At 49.5% G+C, this 18,760-nt stretch carries 19 protein-coding genes and 1 pseudogene; 11 read left to right on the forward strand and 9 right to left on the reverse strand.

Going from position 1 to position 18,760, the window contains the following annotated elements:
• Positions 1-118: 118 nt before the first annotated feature.
• The 6 genes from ACM1PF_RS10375 (at position 119) to ACM1PF_RS10400 (ending at position 3,294) form a co-directional block, all read left to right on the forward strand.
• Positions 119-475 carry a YciI family protein gene (locus ACM1PF_RS10375; protein ID WP_416674392.1) on the forward strand — a complete coding sequence of 119 codons (357 nt, stop codon included), beginning with the start codon at positions 119-121 and terminating at the stop codon, positions 473-475.
• Positions 476-492: 17 nt separating this feature from the next.
• Positions 493-993, forward strand: coding sequence for a VOC family protein (locus tag ACM1PF_RS10380; RefSeq protein ID WP_416674393.1), 501 nt, complete (start codon positions 493-495; stop codon positions 991-993).
• 51 nt (positions 994-1,044) lie between these two features.
• Entirely contained in the window at positions 1,045-1,476 is a 432-nt protein-coding gene (locus ACM1PF_RS10385; RefSeq protein WP_416674394.1) for a YciI family protein, read from the forward strand.
• 59 nt (positions 1,477-1,535) lie between these two features.
• On the forward strand, positions 1,536-1,946 hold the full coding sequence (locus ACM1PF_RS10390; RefSeq protein WP_416674395.1) for a VOC family protein: 411 nt from the start codon (positions 1,536-1,538) through the stop codon (positions 1,944-1,946).
• A gap of 27 nt (positions 1,947-1,973) precedes the next feature.
• On the forward strand, positions 1,974-2,702 hold the full coding sequence (locus tag ACM1PF_RS10395) for a DUF899 domain-containing protein (protein ID WP_416674397.1): 729 nt from the start codon (positions 1,974-1,976) through the stop codon (positions 2,700-2,702).
• A gap of 76 nt (positions 2,703-2,778) precedes the next feature.
• Complete coding sequence (locus ACM1PF_RS10400) at positions 2,779-3,294, forward strand: DUF1579 domain-containing protein (protein ID WP_416676616.1); 516 nt, start codon at positions 2,779-2,781, stop codon at positions 3,292-3,294.
• A 61-nt stretch (positions 3,295-3,355) separates the two neighbouring features.
• On the opposite strand, the gene ACM1PF_RS10405 is transcribed toward ACM1PF_RS10400, so the two are convergent.
• From ACM1PF_RS10405 to ACM1PF_RS10420, 4 genes are all read right to left on the reverse strand, one after another.
• Entirely contained in the window at positions 3,356-3,757 is a 402-nt protein-coding gene (locus ACM1PF_RS10405) for a WxcM-like domain-containing protein (RefSeq protein WP_416674398.1), read from the reverse strand.
• Positions 3,758-3,785: 28 nt separating this feature from the next.
• Positions 3,786-4,190 (reverse strand): VOC family protein, encoded by a 405-nt coding sequence (locus tag ACM1PF_RS10410; RefSeq protein ID WP_416674399.1) that lies wholly within the window; start codon positions 4,188-4,190, stop codon positions 3,786-3,788.
• A 149-nt stretch (positions 4,191-4,339) separates the two neighbouring features.
• Positions 4,340-4,837 carry an anthrone oxygenase family protein gene (locus tag ACM1PF_RS10415; protein ID WP_416674400.1) on the reverse strand — a complete coding sequence of 166 codons (498 nt, stop codon included), beginning with the start codon at positions 4,835-4,837 and terminating at the stop codon, positions 4,340-4,342.
• 17 nt (positions 4,838-4,854) lie between these two features.
• A complete protein-coding gene (locus ACM1PF_RS10420) occupies positions 4,855-5,487 on the reverse strand; it encodes an FMN-dependent NADH-azoreductase (RefSeq protein ID WP_416674401.1) in 633 nt (210 codons plus the stop codon).
• A 355-nt stretch (positions 5,488-5,842) separates the two neighbouring features.
• Between ACM1PF_RS10420 and ACM1PF_RS10425 the strand changes: the two genes are divergently transcribed.
• The 3 genes from ACM1PF_RS10425 to ACM1PF_RS10435 all read left to right on the forward strand — a co-directional run bounded on the left by ACM1PF_RS10425 (position 5,843) and on the right by ACM1PF_RS10435 (position 11,762).
• Complete coding sequence (locus ACM1PF_RS10425) at positions 5,843-9,469, forward strand: PAS domain-containing sensor histidine kinase (protein WP_416674402.1); 3,627 nt, start codon at positions 5,843-5,845, stop codon at positions 9,467-9,469.
• A complete protein-coding gene (locus tag ACM1PF_RS10430) occupies positions 9,466-9,912 on the forward strand; it encodes a response regulator (RefSeq protein ID WP_416674403.1) in 447 nt (148 codons plus the stop codon). Before ACM1PF_RS10425 ends, ACM1PF_RS10430 begins: the two co-directional genes overlap by 4 nt.
• A 311-nt stretch (positions 9,913-10,223) precedes the next feature.
• Positions 10,224-11,762 carry a hybrid sensor histidine kinase/response regulator gene (locus ACM1PF_RS10435; protein WP_416674404.1) on the forward strand — a complete coding sequence of 513 codons (1,539 nt, stop codon included), beginning with the start codon at positions 10,224-10,226 and terminating at the stop codon, positions 11,760-11,762.
• Between the two features lie 63 nt (positions 11,763-11,825).
• Here ACM1PF_RS10435 and ACM1PF_RS10440 read toward each other — a convergent pair whose 3' ends face one another.
• The 3 genes and pseudogenes from ACM1PF_RS10440 to ACM1PF_RS10450 all read right to left on the reverse strand — a co-directional run bounded on the left by ACM1PF_RS10440 (position 11,826) and on the right by ACM1PF_RS10450 (position 16,315).
• On the reverse strand, positions 11,826-12,266 hold the full coding sequence (locus ACM1PF_RS10440; RefSeq protein WP_416674405.1) for an MAPEG family protein: 441 nt from the start codon (positions 12,264-12,266) through the stop codon (positions 11,826-11,828).
• 83 nt (positions 12,267-12,349) lie between these two features.
• Positions 12,350-13,276, reverse strand: coding sequence for a helix-turn-helix domain-containing protein (locus ACM1PF_RS10445; protein WP_416674406.1), 927 nt, complete (start codon positions 13,274-13,276; stop codon positions 12,350-12,352).
• 54 nt (positions 13,277-13,330) lie between these two features.
• A pseudogene (locus tag ACM1PF_RS10450) lies at positions 13,331-16,315 on the reverse strand (cation-translocating P-type ATPase).
• A 445-nt stretch (positions 16,316-16,760) separates the two neighbouring features.
• Here ACM1PF_RS10450 and ACM1PF_RS10455 point away from each other — a divergent pair.
• Complete coding sequence (locus ACM1PF_RS10455) at positions 16,761-16,994, forward strand: hypothetical protein (protein ID WP_416674407.1); 234 nt, start codon at positions 16,761-16,763, stop codon at positions 16,992-16,994.
• 12 nt (positions 16,995-17,006) lie between these two features.
• Here ACM1PF_RS10455 and ACM1PF_RS10460 read toward each other — a convergent pair whose 3' ends face one another.
• A complete protein-coding gene (locus ACM1PF_RS10460) occupies positions 17,007-17,156 on the reverse strand; it encodes a hypothetical protein (RefSeq protein ID WP_416674408.1) in 150 nt (49 codons plus the stop codon).
• A gap of 137 nt (positions 17,157-17,293) precedes the next feature.
• On the opposite strand from ACM1PF_RS10460, the gene ACM1PF_RS10465 reads away from it, so the two are divergent.
• Entirely contained in the window at positions 17,294-18,274 is a 981-nt protein-coding gene (locus ACM1PF_RS10465) for an ABC transporter ATP-binding protein (RefSeq protein WP_416674409.1), read from the forward strand.
• Between the two features lie 21 nt (positions 18,275-18,295).
• Here the strand turns inward: ACM1PF_RS10465 and ACM1PF_RS10470 are convergent, their stop codons facing one another.
• Positions 18,296-18,607 (reverse strand): hypothetical protein, encoded by a 312-nt coding sequence (locus ACM1PF_RS10470; RefSeq protein ID WP_416674410.1) that lies wholly within the window; start codon positions 18,605-18,607, stop codon positions 18,296-18,298.
• Between the last annotated feature and the right edge of the window lie 153 nt (positions 18,608-18,760).

Raw genomic sequence — 18,760 nt, forward strand, 5'->3', positions numbered from 1 at the left:
GCCGTTTCCATTCGACTCATAGATAGAGAAAGCAAAGCTCGATCGAACTCAACAAAAAATTTTCAGTCACGTGTCGATTTGAGTGATTCCCATTCGACTAACTCACAAAGGAGGCCACATGAAATATTTGCTGCTGATCTATATGAACGAAAACGCCATGAACGACACCGAGCGGGAGCATTGCTATGGAGAATCGACCCAACTCGCCCAGGAACTCCACACCAAAGGACAGTTTCTGGCATCGGCTCCCCTCCATCCCGTGGCAACGGCAACCAGTGTTCGCGTTCGTGAGGGTAAATCGCTTGTAACCGATGGACCCTTTGCCGAAACCCGTGAACAGTTGGGCGGATTCTATCTGGTCAATGCCCAGGATTTGGATGAAGCCATTGCGATCGCCGCCCGCATCCCCGGTGCAAAAGTTGGCACCGTTGAAATTCGCCCTGTGCTTGAAATTGCGGGTTTGCCAGAGCATTGAACATAAGGAGAACCTTCATGCAAAACCATCACATGATTACACCCTGTTTATGGTTTGACGATCAAGCCGAAGCCGCCGCTCAGTTTTATACGTCGGTTTTTCGCAACTCAAAGATTCTAAACATCTCCCGTTATGGGGAAGCTGGACAGGAGATTCACGGCAAACCCGCCGGAACCGTCATGACTGTTAGCTTTGAACTCAATGGTCAGCCATTTACAGCCCTGAACGGAGGGCCGACCTTCAAATTTAACGAGGCGATTTCCTTCCAGATCTTTTGCGACACCCAGGAGGAAGTGGACGATTACTGGCAAAAACTGTCTGCGGGTGGAGATGAAACCGCCCAACAATGCGGCTGGCTCAAAGACCAGTACGGGGTTTCGTGGCAAATTATTCCTCGCATTCTGATTGAGTTGCTCAACCACTCCGATGCAGCAACCGCTCAAAGGGTGACAACTGCCATGCTGCAAATGAAAAAGATCGACATTGATGAACTCAAGCAGGTCGCTGCGAGTCAGTGATCAGCACACCAGAGCCATCCAACATACAACTACGCAATAGGAGATTTCACAATGAAAGTCATGGTCTTTGTTAAAGCAACCCAGGACTCCGAAACTGGAGCCATGCCCAGCGAACAGCTTTTGACTGAAATGGGACAGTACAACGAAGAGTTAGTCAGGGCAGGTATCATGCTTGCTGGTGAGGGACTTCACCCTAGCTCAAAAGGGGTGCGAGTTCACTTTTCAGGAAGGGATCGCACTGTCATCCAGGGGCCCTTCACGCCAGCGCAGGAGCTAGTTGCAGGGTACTGGCTGTGGGAGGTGGACTCCCTGGAAGAGGCGATCGCCTGGGTGAAACGCTGCCCCAACCCAATGCCAGGAGACTCCGAAATTGAAATCCGTCCCGTCTTTGAAGCAGAGGATTTTGGTGAAGCCCTGACCCCCGAATTAAGGGAGCAGGAAGACCGCATTCGCGCCCAGGTTGAAACACGATCGCAAGAATAATTTCATCTGCAAATGATCCGCTCATCAAAACGCAGAGTTGATGACTCAAGGAGAACCCCATGCAACTCAATTCTTACCTGATGTTCAACGGCAACTGTGAGGCTGCATTCAAATTCTACGAACGATGTCTGGGTGGCAAAATCACCATGATGATGACGCACAAAGAAGCACCTTCCGCAGAAGATGTCTCACCGGAATGGCATGACAAAATCATGCACGCCTGTCTTGAACTGGAAGATCGCCTCCTGATGGGATCGGACTGTCCACCAGGTTATTTTGAACCACCCCAAGGTTTTTATGTGCAGGTGAGCGTACCCGAACCAGATGAGGCAGAACGCATTTTTCACGCCCTGGCAGAAAACGGCAACGTAAAAATGGCGATCGCGCAAACCTTCTGGTCTGTTCGCTTTGGCATGTTAATTGATCAGTTCGGGATACCGTGGATGGTCAACTGTGAGCAAGTCGTTTGAGCCTTTTATGATTCATGGAGATTTACAATGATTCAGAACGCAATTGCCCATCCAAAAGTCGTTGAAAGAGATGAGTGGCTGACGGCTCGTAAAGCATTACTGGAACACGAAAAAGAGTTGACTAAGCAGCGCGATCGCATTAACGCCGAACGACGCAGGCTACCGATGGTCAAACTTGAAAAGGAATACACCTTTGCAGGATCAAACGGTTCTGCCAAGCTCACTGATTTGTTTGAAGGACGAACCCAGCTGATCATCTATCACTTCATGTTTGCGCCAGAGTGGGAGAAGGGCTGTATGGGCTGCACAGGCTTTGTGCAATCCCTGGGCGATCTTTCCATGCTGAATCAACGTGACACGACCTTTGCGTTAGTTTCCCGTGCTCCGCTGCCCAAACTGGAAGCCTACAAGACGCTGAATGAATGGACGCTTCCCTGGTATTCCTCCTTTGGCAGCGATTTTAACTACGATTTCCACGTCACCCTAGACGAAACCATTGCGCCCATTGAATACAACTATCGAGACAAAGCAGAGTTAGAGCAACGCAATGGCCCGAATGTGATGCAGGGTGAGAGCCACGGACTCAGCGTTTTCTTCCGTGTGGGTGACGATCTGTTCCACACCTACTCAACCTATGGTCGTGGCGTTGAATCCCTCACCGACAGTTATAGCCTGCTGGATATGACTCCCTACGGACGGCAGGAAGACTTTGAAGATTCACCCCCTGGGTATCCGCAGAAGCCAACGTATGGGTAGAAAACCTGATCCAGCCCCTTTTAAGTTAACTCTACTGCGATCGCAATCCTCCATTATTCACTCCAAGGAGATCAAAATGGAAACGATTCAAACCGAACAAACTTCAACCATGCCTGCTCAACCGCAAAAAGCACATCACTGGCTCCAGAAACTCGTCGGTGAGTGGATTTATGAAACCGAAGCGCTGATGGGCCCCGATCAACCTCCGGTCAAATCAACCGGAACAGAAACGGTACGTTCCCTGGGTGGACTCTGGATTCTGGCGGAAGGACAGGGTGAAATGCCCTGCACTGGGACTGCAACAACGCTGATGACCCTGGGTTACGATCCCCAGAAACAGCGATATGTCGGCACCTGGATTGGGTCAATGATGACGCATCTCTGGATATATGATGGTGAACTGGATGCGTCTGAAACGGTGCTAACCCTGCACAATGAAGGGCCAGCCATGTCAGGTGAAGACAAGATGGCAAAATACAAAGATGTGATTGAGTTCAAGAGTGACGATCATCGAGTGATGACCTCCTACATGTTGCGCGATGATGGGCAGTGGCAGCACTTTATGACCGCTCATTACCGACGACAGCAATAAGACGGAATCGTTGCTGCTCCTTGAAGATGCGATCGCTCAACGAGTCAATCAATGACTTGGCTCAGGAGAGCGATCGCGTCTGGGTTCCTTCACCGGGCGTGATAAATAACACTGAACTGGGAGTATAAACCTTTGCCGTATGCCATACTCCGCGTGGCACCAAAACATACTGACCAGGGGTGTTGAGAGACACGATTTCTTCACCTCCATCCTGCTCCAGGACGAAATCAATTTGTCCAGATAAAAGGCACACAAATTCCTCTCCAGCAGGGTGTCTTTCCCAACTATCCCAGTCCTGCTCAAATGTGTAGTGGGAAATCAACCGCTTTCCCTTAAAGTCTCCAAATTGCTGTTCTAGCTTCTCATAGAAGCGATCGCTGACTGCAATTGGAATTGCATTGTTGGCATCATCAATCACAACAAAAGTTGAGTTGATATGTTGTGGAGTTAGTTCACTCATCATTCGATAACTCTGTTGCAGTAATAAACAGCTAGCCGTTGGTTAAATCAAAATGAGGATTCCACGCGATTTCCCATAGATACCCATCTGGATCAGCAAAATAGCCAGAGTAGCCACCCCAATCGGTATTTTGCCCTGGTTTAAGAATAGCGGCTCCTGCGGATTCTGCCTGTTGCAGAATGCGATCGACTGCTTCTTTTGATTTCACATTGTGTGCCAGAGTAAACCCAGGAAAACCATTGCCTGCATCTGAAACGTGAGCATCGGCTGCAAGTGCCTCACGGGGATAGAGAGCCAGCCAGGTTCCTCTCAGATTTAAAAACGTCACGCCCTCAAACTCTTCTTTCGTTGGTAAACCCAACCCCTGCTTGTAAAAGGCAGTGGAACGAACAAGGTCAGATACTCCCAGCGTAATCAGGCTGATGTAGGGTTCCATAAATCATGCCATCGCTTTATTTGATACGTTACCTTCAGCTAAGCCCAATGTTATTCTCCTTCATCCAGCAATGGCTAACGACAATCGATGAATGGCAATTAAATTAGTATGCGCCCAAAAATCGTATGTTCAGGTGAACTCATCGAACGCTACAGGTTTGGTGGGGCGTTAGTTGCCATTGTAAATAAGGCGGCTGCGATAAATGCAGCGATCGTCCGCACATGGTTCCAAAACGTCCAGTCGGTCAGGTATCTGGCCCACAGATCTGCACCTTCTGGACTGTCGGGGTTGGCAACAGCCAGCGCATCGTTGAGCGGGACATTAAACACCATTGTCACTCCAAAACAACCCATCAAGTAGAACAAAGCACCGACCAGCAAATAGACCGTACCGGGTTGTTGCCACCGAAGGAGTGAAGAAACCATTAAAACCAGACAAACGACACCCGTACCTAAAAATGCAGCCATAAACCAGGGGTTAATCACCGTGATGTTGATGGATTGCATCGCAGCAATTCCCTGGGCGGATTGTTGTTGCGCCAGAGCCTTCATCACAAAGGTTGAGAAGGCAAAGAATACTCCTGCGATTAGTCCACATCCAAGGGCTGCAAGCAGTTTCAAAACATACAGGTATTCAATCATTACCATACTCGGTCTTTACTCCTTTATGCCGCAACCAATTCAGTAATTTTGTGATGAGCCTTGGCGATCGACTCTGCTAACTTGTTCTCGCCATATTCACTCTTCTCAATGTGAATGAAGGTAATATCCGTGATGCCAATGAATCCAAAAACTGCCCTGAGGTAAGGATCATGATGATTCATCTTCTCGTATCGTCCACCGGGTTCAAAACCTGAATCTCCCCGTGCTTCAATGACAAACATTTTCTTGCCCAGCACCAAAGGTTTGTAAACATGGGCAGCGTCATTGGGTTCAAAGTCAACGGTACGCCCAATGCGGACAATCTGATCGATATACGCCTTAAAACCACTGGGAACGCTGAAGTTATACATCGGCACCCCAATGACGTAAATATCCGCTGCCAGAAATTCATCGACCAGTTGATCACTGAGGCGAATCGCTTCCTGAAGTTGAGGCGTATATTGTTCGGGAGATGAAAAGGCGGCTGCAATCCAGGTTTCATCGACATGGGGAATGGGATTGCGCCCCACATCCCGGTAGGCGATCGTATCGTTGGGATGGTGCTGTTGCCACTGTTGGACAAACTCACGAGTCATACGGCGAGAATGGGAACGTTCCCCACGCGGACTTGCATCGATGTGTAGTAAGTGTGCCATTTGTTCCTCCTAATTCATCAATTGATTCCTCCAGACACTTTTAGATTAGGAAAACACACGCACGCTTCGCTATCTAATTCTTGCTGCACTATCACATTCTTGAGATGAGTTACAAGCAGCAACAGTCCAAGGATTTGTCCTGCGATCGCCCGGATACACAATATCAGTATCCTCATGCTCACGAGTTGCTTTGCATGATCAGTAGATCTAAAATGGGTTCATTTCACAGTGAACCCTGGGGTTGATCCCCCTTTTTCAAGGGAGGCTAGGGGGGATCTAAACAAGGTTTGTGATCGACTGAAATTAGCATTGATATTGCGATCGACCCTCCATTACTCCTTCTGCAAATCCCATCATGGCCAGTACCCCTTTCCCAACCGACCAGATCAACTTGCTGGATAAAATTCTAGCGGCTTCAACGGATCACATCTACATTTTCGATCGGGCAGGACGATACCTCTATGCCAGTCCAACAGGGCTGGCCGTCCTGGGGCTACAGGCGGAGGAGATGCAGGGAAAAACCTGGCGCGAACTGAACTTTCCGGCGGAGGTGATGGAACGCCATGATGCTCAGCGGGAATCCGTTTTCCAGACTGGTATTCCAATTACAGGAGAAACCTATTTTCCGACGGTGCAGGGGCTAAGGTACTACGAATATGTCCTCTCTCCCGTGCTAGAAAACGGTGGCCAGATCGATGCCGTTTCGAGTCTGGTTCGAGATATCACCCAACGCAAACAGTCCGAAGCAGCATTGCGCCAATTGACTGAAGCGTTAGAAGCCAGAGTCACGGCAAGAACGGAAGAGTTAATGACACTGAATCAGTTGCTTCAGGAGGAAATTGCGGAACGTCAGAAGGTAGAGCAGGCATTACAGGAAAGCGAGATGCGCTTTCGAGCCTTAATCGAAGCTATATTTGAGGGCATTATCGTTCAGGAAAACGGCCAGATTTTGGATGCTAATCCGGGGTTTGCTGTCATGTTCGGCTATTCCCTGGAAGACGTGATCGGCAAATCAGCCGTTGATTTTCTCACGCCTGAATCCCTGGAACTGGTTCTGCACCATACCGCAATTCACTACGAGTCTCCCTATGAAGTGACTGGAATAAAACAGGATGGCACCCGCATCTATCTGGAGGTCGTTGGCAAGCAGAGCCTCTATCAGGGACGGAGTGTGCGCGTTTCGGCATTGCGAGATATTACAGAACGGAAACAGGCAGAACAAGCGTTGCGGGAAAGTCAGAAGCAGGTGCAACGGCAATTAGCGGAAATTGAAACGATCTATCAATCCGCACCGATCGGGTTAAATGTCTTAGACACAGAACTTCGCTTTGTTCGGATTAATCAACGGTTGGCTGAAATCAATGGATTACCTGTTGAAGCCCACATTGGTCGCAGTGTTCGAGAGGTATTACCCGATTTAGCAGATACCGCAGAACAACTGTTACGCCCAATTTTGGAAACGGGAACCCCGCTCCTGAAGGTCGAAATTACGGGGGAGACTCCTGCCCAACCGGGGGTACAGCGGGTCTGGTTAGAGAGCTTTTTACCGATTAAGGATGGCGATCGCATCATCGGCATCAATACCGTTTGTGAGGAAATTACAGAGCGCAAGCAGGCTGAAATTGCTCTGAGAGAAAAAGAACAACAGTTGCAGCAACTCAGCGACTCAATGCCGCAAATGGTCTGGATCAGCAATGCCCAGGGTGAGACGGAGTACGTCAATCGCCAGTGGCTTGAGTATTCGGGGTTAACGCTGGAACAAAGTTGCGATGCCCAAAAGTTGGCGGAATTTCACCATCCTGACGAAGTTCAGACGGTATTTGAACAATGGGCGATCGCCCGTGCAGCCCAACAACCCTTTGAGATAGAAGCCCGATTGAGGCGAGCCGCTGATGGTGTCTACCGCTGGTTCCTGATGCGAACCGTACCCGTGTTGGATGATCAGGGGCAGGTGCTGCGCTGGTATGGGACTTCCACCGATATTCACGATCGCAAACAAGCAGAACAGGCATTACGCCATAGCGAGCAACAGTTGCAGATCGCATTGCAGGCAGCAAAAGCCGGAGCCTGGATCTGGGAACTGGAAACCCAGCGTTTGTACTGGTCAGAGGAATGTTACCGGGTGTTTGGTCTGGAACCCGGAAGTGTCGAACCATCCTATGAGAAAGCGATGAGCCAATTGCACCCCGACGATCGGGAATGGGTTGAGCGAGAAACGGCAGAAGCGATCGCTCAGGGCAAAAATACCAATATGGAGTACCGAATTCTGCGGACAGATGGCACCGTCCGATGGGTGACTGAAATCGGGCAAATGTTTTTTGATGAATCGAACCAGCCCGATCGCATGGCAGGGATCGTAATTGATACGACGGAACGCAAGCAGATAGAGGCTGAACTGCGTCAACGAGAAGAACTCTATCGTGCCCTTGCCCACAACTTTCCCAATGGGGCGGTTCACATTTTTGATCACGACCTGCGATACTTGCTGTCAGACGGAACCGAAATGCGAAAGGTGGGTCTGAGTCAGGAACAACTGGAGGGGCATCTGCTCTGGGACGTTCTCCCCCCGGAAACCAGTGCCGTTTTAGAACCCCTCTACCGGGCAGCGTTGGCAGGGGAACCCACCTGTACAGAGTTGTCCTTCGCCAATCAAATCTATCAACTCTACACCCTGCCCCTGCGGGATGAGACAGGTGAGATCTTTGCCGGTTTAGCAATGACTCAGAACATAACACTGCTGAAGCAAGCAGAGCAGACCCTCCGCACCGCCCGAGATGAACTGGAACGGCGCACCCAGGAGTTAGAGGAAGCGAATCGGCTCCTGACCCAACGGGAGCGGGAATTCCGGACATTGGTGGAAAATACACCGGATGTGATTACTCGCCACGATCGGCAATACCGTTATCTCTATGTTAATCCCGCCAGTATCCGAGTGACTGGCATCGCGCCCCAGTTTCTCCTGGGCAAAAAACCGTCTGAGTTGGGCTACCCCCAAGCCATGACTCGATTGTGGGAGGATTCCCTGGAGAACGTGTTTGTTACGGGAGAGATGCGAATTGATGAATTTACGGTCACGAGCCGGAATGAACCGAAAAGTTACCAGGTCTATTTCGTTCCAGAACGGGAAGCTGGCTATTCGATTGCCTCCGTCATTGCGATCGCCCGCGACATCACCCAACTCAGACAAGCTGAAGCATCAGCCCGACAATTGGCAGAAGAGTTACGGCGTTCTAATCAGGAGCTAGAACAGTTTGCCTATGTTGCCTCCCACGATTTACAGGAACCGCTAAGAGCCGTTGCAAGTTTTACCCAACTCCTGGCGAACGAATACAAAGAACAACTCGATGACGATGCTGAGATGTACATCGAGTTTATTGTGGATGGCGCAACCCGGATGCAGCAATTGATCAGAGATTTGCTTGCCTACTCCAGGGTTGGTCGTTATGAACTGCGACTCCAAGCTGTCGATTGCAATGTCATACTGGAACGAGTCAAAAAAGATTTACAGGTAGTGATTTCTGAGCATCAAGCCACGATCACCGCAGATCCTCTACCCACCCTGACGGCAGACCCCAACCAAATGGCGAATCTCCTACAAAACTTGATTAGCAATTCCCTGAAGTACCGCAGTGAAGCAGATCCACGGATTCATATTTCAGCCAGAAGCTATACCGTAGAAGCAACCAGTGATTTGAGCGATCCTGGCTCTTCGCGCTTGACAATCGAACCTGTAGACCCTGAAGTATGGTTATTCTCTGTTCAGGATAACGGCATTGGGATTGAGCCTCAGTATGCGAAGCGTATCTTTGGTATCTTTCAACGCCTGCATGCTAGCGATGAATATTCTGGCACCGGACTAGGATTAGCCATTTGCCAAAAAATTATCGAACGACACCAGGGACGCATTTGGGTTGAGTCCCAACTGGGGCAGGGAGCAACCTTCTTCTTCACAATTCCCCGCGCTATGAAGGACTCACGATGACAACCCACGTCCGATTACTCACAATTCTGCTCGTTGAAGACTCTAGAAGCGATGCCGTTCTGATTCGGAGAACGTTAAGAGGCAGTAAGTTTTTAAACGAATTGCATCTAGTGCGAGATGGGGTTGAAGCCAGCGACTTTCTGCACCAAAGAGGGAAATATGTGGATGCTCCTCGCCCTGATATAATTCTGCTGGATTTAAACTTGCCAAAGAAAAACGGTCGTGAGCTTCTGGCTGAAATCAAAGCAGATGAGAATTTGATGACGATCCCCGTCGTTATTCTGACCACCTCCTCGGACGAAGCCGACATCCTGAGAAGCTATCAACTTCGCGCTAACTGCTACCTGGTGAAGCCCGTCAATTTGGAACAGTTTGTTGAGGTAGTCAAATCCATTGAGCATTTCTGGTTTGCTTTGGTTGAATTTCCCGTTGAGCAAAGTTAATACTTCTTTGACTTTGCGTTATCCCTATAATCTGGGGGAAAGATAACGAAAGGTCTGTAATTATTTAATTTATATTCAGAGAAATGTACTATTTAAAATGGACAGTAGATAAATAGTTTGTACTATTTTGTAAAGAATGAAGAAAAATTCGATGCAGGAGGTTAAACAACCGTAGCGTAGGCATCTTGCTTGCGTAGACTGGCAGTCGAAACAATGGTTCTACGGTTTTTCTCTACCCTTTTGAAACAGGGTTACATTAAACAATCTTAATTTTTCGGCTTAATTTATTTACATACATAGGTAGTCAATTCATGAATACTGATGTGATTTCTGCTCTATTAGTGGAAGATAATCCTGCAGATGTTGCTTTATTGATGAAATTGCTGCAACACAATGATGCAAAATCCTGGCAAATCACCCATGCCAAACGCCTGACATCGGCACTGGAGCATTTGCATAACACTGAATTTGATGTGATTCTCCTTGACCTTTCGCTTCCAGATTCTCAAGGCTTTGAAACCGTTACCCAGGTGCAAACTGCCTTTCCTCATCTCCCCATCATTGTGCTCACAGGGTTACAGGATGAAGCGTTTGCTCGCCAGGCCGTGGCTCAGGGTGCCCAGGATTATCTGGTTAAAGGGCAAGTCTCGGCAGACCTGCTATTGAAGTCAGTCAGCTATGCGATCGAACGGGCCCAGAACCTGAGACGGCTTCAGGAGAGTGAAAATCGGTTTCGTGAAGTCTTTAACCAGTCCTTTCAGTTCATGGGGTTGCTCAGTCCCGATGGGGTAGTTTTAGACATTAATCAGGTGGCTGAAGAAAGTGATTTTGAACCTGAGCGTATTCTCAACCATCCTATTTGGGAAGCCCCCTGTTGGCGATCGAGTGAAAAATCCCAGTCCTGGTTGCAAGAAGCGGTGCTGAGAGCCTCGCAGGGTGAAACGGTGCATTCAGAGCTTCAGGCTTACACATCAAAAGGTAATGTATGGTGGTTCGATATTTCCATCAAACCCTTGAAAAATCAGCATGGTTGTATTGCTTTGTTAATTGCAGAAGGACGAGACATCAGCCAACTCAAGCGAGCCGAGGCAGAAATTCGGCGTTCCCTTGAGAAAGAAAAAGAACTGAACCAGATGAAAAATTGTTTTATTTCAATGGTTTCCCATGAGTTTCGTAATCCCATAGCAGCAATCAAATTTGGGGTTGATTTTTTGGAAGGTTATGATCTACCAGCAGAGCAAAAAGCACGCTGTTTTGAACGGATTCATGATGCGATTGATCAAACGCTTCATTTACTTGATGAAGTTCTCTTACTCGGTCGCACGGAATCTGGACGGGTTGAAGTTGAATGGACTCGGCTTGAACTCAAAGAGTTCTGCCATGAAATTGTCGAAGCTTTTCAACTCACCGAAAATTCCTCTCACCAAATCCTTTTTTCATCCCAAAGCGATTGTACTCAAGCCAAAGTAGATGCGGGTCTATTGCGGCATATTCTGGACAACTTACTCTCCAATGCGATCAAATATTCCAGTGCAGGCAGTGTAATTCGTTTCACATTAGATTGCCAGGGCAACCAGGCTCAGTTTTGTATTCAAGACCAGGGGATCGGTATTCCCCAGCAAGACCAATCAAAGTTGTTTGAGGCATTTCATCGGGCTGCAAATGTCTCTGGAATTCAGGGAACTGGATTAGGTCTAGCGATCGTTAAACGATGTGTAGACCTGCAAAAAGGGCAAATTTATTTTGAAAGTCAGGAAGGGATTGGCACGACTTTCACCGTCATTCTCCCACGCAACTTGATACAACTGGAACACGAGGGTGTGAAAGAAGCTGTTTGCGAGGCAGAATGAGAGCGGATACAGGCAAATTGCCTCGCTGATACCTGGAATTTGCGGATTGTAGAGTTAGGCTGATTACAAGATTGTCAGAATGAGCAAACTGATCAAGCAACTAAATTGAACTGCCAGGCTGAATACTCGCAGCCTTGGATCTGCACCGATAATATGAACAATAGAGTGCAAAAGCCGGAACGTGATATAGAGGCTGACCAGCAAATCAACGCGACCTCCAGATGCCCCGCGTATGACCAGGAGAAAAACGACTCCCAGATACAGCGGCAAATTTTCAACCAGGTTAGCCTGAACCCGAAACAACCGCCACATCAGATTGTTATCGTCGATCGTTCCAAAATCTTTAGGACTGCCTCCTGCCGCTAAATGCCGGATTCTCACAGCCAGTAAAAAAACCACCACTGCGATCGTCCAGAGCATAAAAATCACTAATCCCCATAGTGGAACAGTCATGGGGGAAATGGATAATGGCTGGGCGATCGCAAAACTTTGTTCAAATAGCATCTCTCTTTCCTCATCGAATCTGCTTCTACTGTAGGAAGTGGGTGCCGCAAGACTCTAGAAAAAAGTTGCGCAGGTTTGGAAGATTATTGCGATCTTTCTGAAACCGATCGAGCCTGTACGAGTTGCCTGGGCGTAACACCGATAATGCGTTTGCAGTAGCGTGTTAAATGACTTTGATCACAAAATCCGGTTCTGATAGCGATTTCAGCAATACTGAGATTGCTATATTGCAATAAGTTTTTTGCTTGATTTAACCGACACTGCAAAATGTATTGATGGGGTGTGATTCCCATACTCTGCTTAAACAAGCGGAGGAAGTGGTAAGGACTGATCTGGGCGATCGCTGCGATCTCATCCAATTTCAAATCTTGATGCAACTGCTCGCTAATATACTCCTTCACCCGTGTTAACGTCCCTTGAGGCAAACCACCGGAGAAATTGGAGCGTTGGGGTCGAGTCACACAATAGTTTCTCAATAAGTGAACAGCCAGTGCTGTTTTCAAGCTATCGATCAGCAAATGACTGCCCATGCCTCCGATCTCGGCTTCTGCTTTGAGAGTCAACAAAATACTTTGAATGAACGGATCCGACTCACTCATAAACTGGGGTTCTAATTCGATGTGGTCAGGATTGACCCAGTCCTGTCCAATCTGTTTGAGCAGAACCGGGTCAACAGCCAGAACCATAAATTGAGCGGGAGTGTCCCAACTACAGGAATGGTTGATTCCAGCGGGAATAATTGCAATGTCTCCCGTCCCCCGGCGTTCGCGCGATCGTTTGCCATCTAGCGATCGCATTCCCGGTGCATTTTGATGACCAGCTACCCCACAAGCCAGTACATGCAGAGTGTGATGGTGCTCATCGGTGGCAAAGGTCGGTTGCTGGTGCAGTTCAAGGTGCAACCCATTCCAACCCAAACTCCTCAAAACAGCAGGTTGAGGAACGATCTGATCCGATGCACGCTCCTGGTAATAATCCAGCCGTTTGACCGATAGCTTGTGTGCGCTCATGACCTGCCCCAGCTAAAGGATGTTTCCATTCTGCCTGATTTTTACCATCGCCAGTCAGGTTTTCGTCCTGGCGAACACAACCGCTTTCCGCAGTTCCTCAGCCCCCAGGATCAGGGGTGGACAGACCAGCAAGACTAACCATTGCCAGGGAGCTAAAGGCGCAGTCGAAAAAATATGATTCAGAGCCGTGCTATTGATAATGAGCAAGACTAAAATCCATTCGATCGCAATTCCTAGCCAGATCTGCGGATTGGAAAAGAAGCCAGTTTGGAGAATGGCAGTTCGTTCTGAGCGGCAGGCAAAGACATTCCCCGTTTGACAGGCCACCACCGCTGCCAGGGTCATGGTTGTCGCCTGTAGATAAATTGCTAGCGTTGCAGCATCTGCGGCATGGGTCAGAATACTGGGAGTCACGGCTTGTAATTCAGTCAATCCATACCCGTTGCTCCACCACACCCCAAAAAAAGCAGCCATTGCCAACATAGCTTCTAGAGGGCCTAAAAAGCCGTAGGCGTGAAGGAGAAGTGGAGTATCGAGCAGGGGCTGGGATTTTTTGCGGGGAGACTGCTGCATGGTTCCGGGTTCTGCGGATTCTGCCCCCAGGGCCAAAGCTGGGATCATATCAGTTCCTAAATCGATCGCCAGAATTTGCATGATCACTAAAGCGGGCGGAATTTTGAGGGCCACCATGAACAGGAACGGAACCAGTTCTGGAAGATTGGATGCCAGGATATACGTCATGAACTTGCGAATGTTCTGATACACAGCCCGGCCCTGTTCAATGGCAGTGACGATCGAGGCAAAATTGTCATCCGTCAAGACAATATCCGCCGCTTCCCGTGCCACATCCGTTCCGTTCATTCCCATCGCCACCCCAATATGGGCTGCCCTCAGTGCTGGTGCATCGTTGACTCCATCCCCCGTGACTGCCACCACCTCCCCAATATCCTTGTAAGCTTGAACCAGTCGCAGCTTGTGTTCAGGTGACATCCGGGCAAACACCAGACCCGATCGATACTTCACAATCTGGCGCAGTTGAGCATCGGACAAATGCCCCATCCCTTCCCCCGTTACCACCCGCACTGAGTTTGTGACCAGCCCAATCTTTCGGGCGATCGCCTCTGCGGTCAGTCCATAATCCCCCGTCACCATCGTCACCTTAATTCCTGCCGAATGGCACTGGGCAAGGGCAGATTCCACCTCTGGACGGGGTGGATCAAACATCGCCACTAAGCCAATGAAGGTCAGGTTTTGCTCCAATTCCTGCGATCGCCACTCCAGCATTTCACTGCCTCCTGGACGCACCGCTACCCCAAGTACCCGAAATCCCTGTTGAGCCAGCCCATCATTGGCCGCTACAATTTCTTGACGATCGCTGGGAGTCAGGGTGGACAGGGTGCCATTCCGCACAATCGCCGTACAGTGGCGCAACACTTCCAGGGGTGCCCCTTTGGTAAATGCCAGGTTGAACCATGCCTCGCGCCACAGGTCAGCCGGGAGATCTAACAGCCGCTTCCCCGATCGCCCGTCCAGCACTACGGTCATCATTCGTCGTCGGGAATCGAAGGGTACTTCCCGCAGTCGGGGCAGTTGAGCCTGCAATATTTCCAGATTGAGTCTCGCTTTGGCCGCTGCCACCAGTAAAGCCGCTTCGGTGGGGTCGCCAATTTCCTGCCAGCGACTGGGGGTAGTCAGGTGAATCAGGCGGGCATTGGAGCAAAGGGCTGCTCCGGTGAGCAGGAATTTCACCTTCCAGGCGGCTGTGAAGTCTTCTGGGATCTGCACCCGTCCGATCGTTGGATCATAGCCTGCCCCGGTCACTTCAATCAGGGTGGGGGCGATGCTGGGGTGGCTTGGGGGGATTGGCGGGAACGATGTTTCGTGGCCATCGACATTCCCTCGATCACCCCCTCGATCGTCTGAAGGGAGCCAGGGCAACCAGAGATACTGCACCGTCATTTCATTTTTGGTTAATGTTCCGGTTTTGTCTGTACAAATGACAGTGGTGGCACTCAGGGTTTCTACCGCCGACAGCCGACGCACGAGGGCATTGTGTCGCACCATCCGCCGCACGCCGATCGCCAGGGATAAGGTAACAGTCGGCAACAAACCTTCTGGAACCAGAGCTACAATAATCCCGATCGCAAAAATGAAGCTTTCTCAAACCTCCATACCCACCAGAAAGGATGTGAGCAGGAACACCAAAATTCCCATACTGAGGGCGATCGCAGTAATGACTCGAACCAGGTGAGCCACCTGTATTTCTAATGTACTGGGTTCCCGTTTCACCACCATAGTCAGATGGGCAACATGACCGAACTCCGTTTGGGCACCTGTGGCATACACCACGGCAACACCGCGCCCGGAGGAGACCGTGGAACCGGCCAATACAAGATTGGGAATTTCTGCTAAATTCACGGGTTCCTGTAGCGCATGTTCCCCCGACGGAATCGTCTGGCCCGATCGGATGGCAGCCACTTTACGGATACTCACGGGATGGGCGTTGCGGGCTACGGGCAGGGATTCTCCAGTCAGCACTGATACATCCAGGTACAGGCTTTCAGCGGATACTAAACGGGCATCTGCCGAAACGCGATCGCCCTCCTCCAGTTGTATTACGTCCCCACGAACCAGTTCTCGTGCCGGAAGCTGTTTCAGTTCCCCATCCCGGTACACCTTCACCTGCATCGGCAAGACATTTTTGAGGGCAGACAATGCCTGCTCCGCCTGATACTCCTGCCAAAAGCTGAATAGGGCATTAATCCAGATCACCGCCCAGATCGCCCAGCCCAACTGGGGGGTGCCCGAAACAAACGCCAGAATTCCCGCTACCCACAGGAGTAAGGCCATAAAGTGGCGCAGTTGATCGGTAAACCTCAACCAGAGGGGACGATGGGGTGGTTCGGGCAGTTCATTTGCGCCAAACTGAACGAAACGTTGATAGGACTCGTGTTCTGATAATCCCTTCGAGCGGGTGCCCAGAACTGAAAAAACAGCTTCAGCGGCCAGCGTCCAAATTGGTTGATGGGATAATTCCATAGATTCCTGCCTTAGATAGCAGTGCTCCAAATGAGTTAATTTAATGGTTTAATCTGTGGTTCTGGCTTTTACGGGATGCAGCCGTTACGTTTTGATTCAGGGGATTTAACCTGGCGATCTGATTGAATCGGCATATGCGATCGCTCCGGAGTAAAAACAATAAATGATTTTTGTAAGTTAATAGGGGATGAGCAGCCAACAGTGACTCATGAAGTGCTGTCCCAGCTTTGATATTTGAACGCTAGCAGAAGAATTTGAGGTTTTGGTGAAGTTCTCAAAATTCGTCACGGGTGGCACTAAACCATTCAGCTTCATGTAATGGATTCTTGCCCTGATGTTGATTCTCACCCTGACGTAAATTTATGCAAACTTCTGACGATCAGCCGAGCACTTTGTAACAATGAATACAGAATAATCTTGAGCAACTCAGTTGGGAGCTGACGTAATGGGACGATACCTGACCCCAATCCAGCCTGAACCTTATCCTGAGGGTCGATCGCCCCACCCGAACCCATCCGCAATCTGGGTCAAGTTAGCAGTATTACCCAATTCCTATAGCCACGATCGCGCCCTGCTGTTGTGCCGTCATGGAGAGGATGAGTGGTATGCCTGGGTTCCCGATCACGGTGAAATTATTCTGCACCGCAGCGAGTTTTTTGTAGAAGCGGATTGGAATTGAGGGGGCTGAGTGCTAGAAGAGAGTCAACAAATAGGACAAATCCTGCGGGGCGGGAATCATTTCGCCTCGAAAGTCTAAAATCTGGACAAGCAAAAGGTAGGCAATCCCCAAAAACAGGGCAATCACCCCAGTAATTACTGCTACCAGTTTTGAACGATCCATATCTGACAGCCTCCTGACCGTGCCTTGCTCAATCTTTCTTGACCTTCCTATGCTCTACACTGACACAAAATTGGGCAAGATTTGGATAAAAGAGTGGTAGTCTCTAGAGACTTTTGAGCATTGACCTTAAATTACCCATGAACATTGCACCTCAATCCTCAACCAACTTTACCAAAGCCGATCGCCCGCTCCTGGTGCAAACATCTCACTTGAAGAAGGTTTACCGTACCGGATTCTGGCTGAATCAAAAAGTGGAGACGCTTCAGGACTGTTCGCTACAAGTCCATCAGGGCGAAACCTTTGGGTTATTGGGCCCCAATGGGGCTGGTAAAACAACGCTATTGAAAATTTTATTGGGTATTGTTCGTCCCACGTCAGGGAGTGGGCTACTTCTGGGAAAACCCCTGGGCGATCGCCAGGTGAAGCAGAAGGTGGGATATCTGCCGGAGAACCCTTATTTTTATGATTATTTAACGGGCTGGGAGTTTTTGCGCTACGCGGCGGATTTGTTTCAGATTCCCTCCGAAGTCCAGCGACGACGCATTCCAGAGTTATTAGAACTAGTGGGGCTAGCCCAGTCTGCCGCCAAACGCAAGCAGCTCCGCCAATACTCCAAGGGGATGTTGCAGCGAGTCGGGATGGCCCAGGCCCTGATTAATGATCCAGAGTTGGTATTTTTAGATGAGCCGATGTCGGGGTTGGATCCCCTGGGGCGATACCAGATTCGAGAAATTATCCTGTCGCTGAAAGGGCAGGGCAAAACGATTTTCTTCAACAGTCATGTGCTGTCGGATGTGGAGAAAATTTGCGATCGCGTCGCTATCCTGGCTAGGGGAGAATTGCTTTGTGTCGGTTCCTTGAATGAATTGCTGGGAACGGCTGACCTGTACCAAGTTCGGGTAAAGGGGGGAAATCCCGATATTCTTCAGCGATGGGTTCCCGATGGAGAATACATAGACACCCACTGGCAGGGACATCTTCAGGGCGATCCCCAGGATTTTCTGGCCAGTCTGGAATTAATGGGTGCAGAGTTACTCAGCATGAATTTGGCTCGAACTTCGCTGGAAGAATTTTTTGTGCAGCAGTTGCGGCAACGGGGGATCTTTACGAGTCGATAGGGATTGGTGAAATCAAAACAACTAAAGACCCAGCCAGAGCAAACCCACTAACCCCATCAATCCCAGCGATCGTCGGAAATAGTTCACCCCCTGAAAGAGTTCTTGCCAGGCCCAGGTAAACAAAGTACCAAAGGCGATCAAACCGAATGCCGTCTGAACGGTTCCACTGGGGAGGATGAAGTAAATCAAGGTTGCAAATGATCCCACTAAAACGGGTAAGTTGGGCGGTTGAACGATGACAATATGGCCTTCACTGTCCCGAAAAAAGCGATCGAACAGCGTCGTTTGCCGCGCTTCAAGTTTTTCCAGATCACGATTTAATTGAGATGACATTGGCTCTTCCTGAAAGACGATTATTACTTTGCGGCAAAAATTGCCGACCCCGTTTGCCTCTTGCCCCTTGACTGCTGATTCCCTTTGAAGGGTGGTTGAACGGATGCCAGAAGCTACTGAAAGCTAATGTTAAGATCGTCCCGTCCGACAGCG

It is taken from the genome of Egbenema bharatensis FJBBOT/2019 (genome assembly GCF_048077055.1).
GTDB lineage: Bacteria > Cyanobacteriota > Cyanobacteriia > Elainellales > Elainellaceae > Egbenema > Egbenema bharatensis.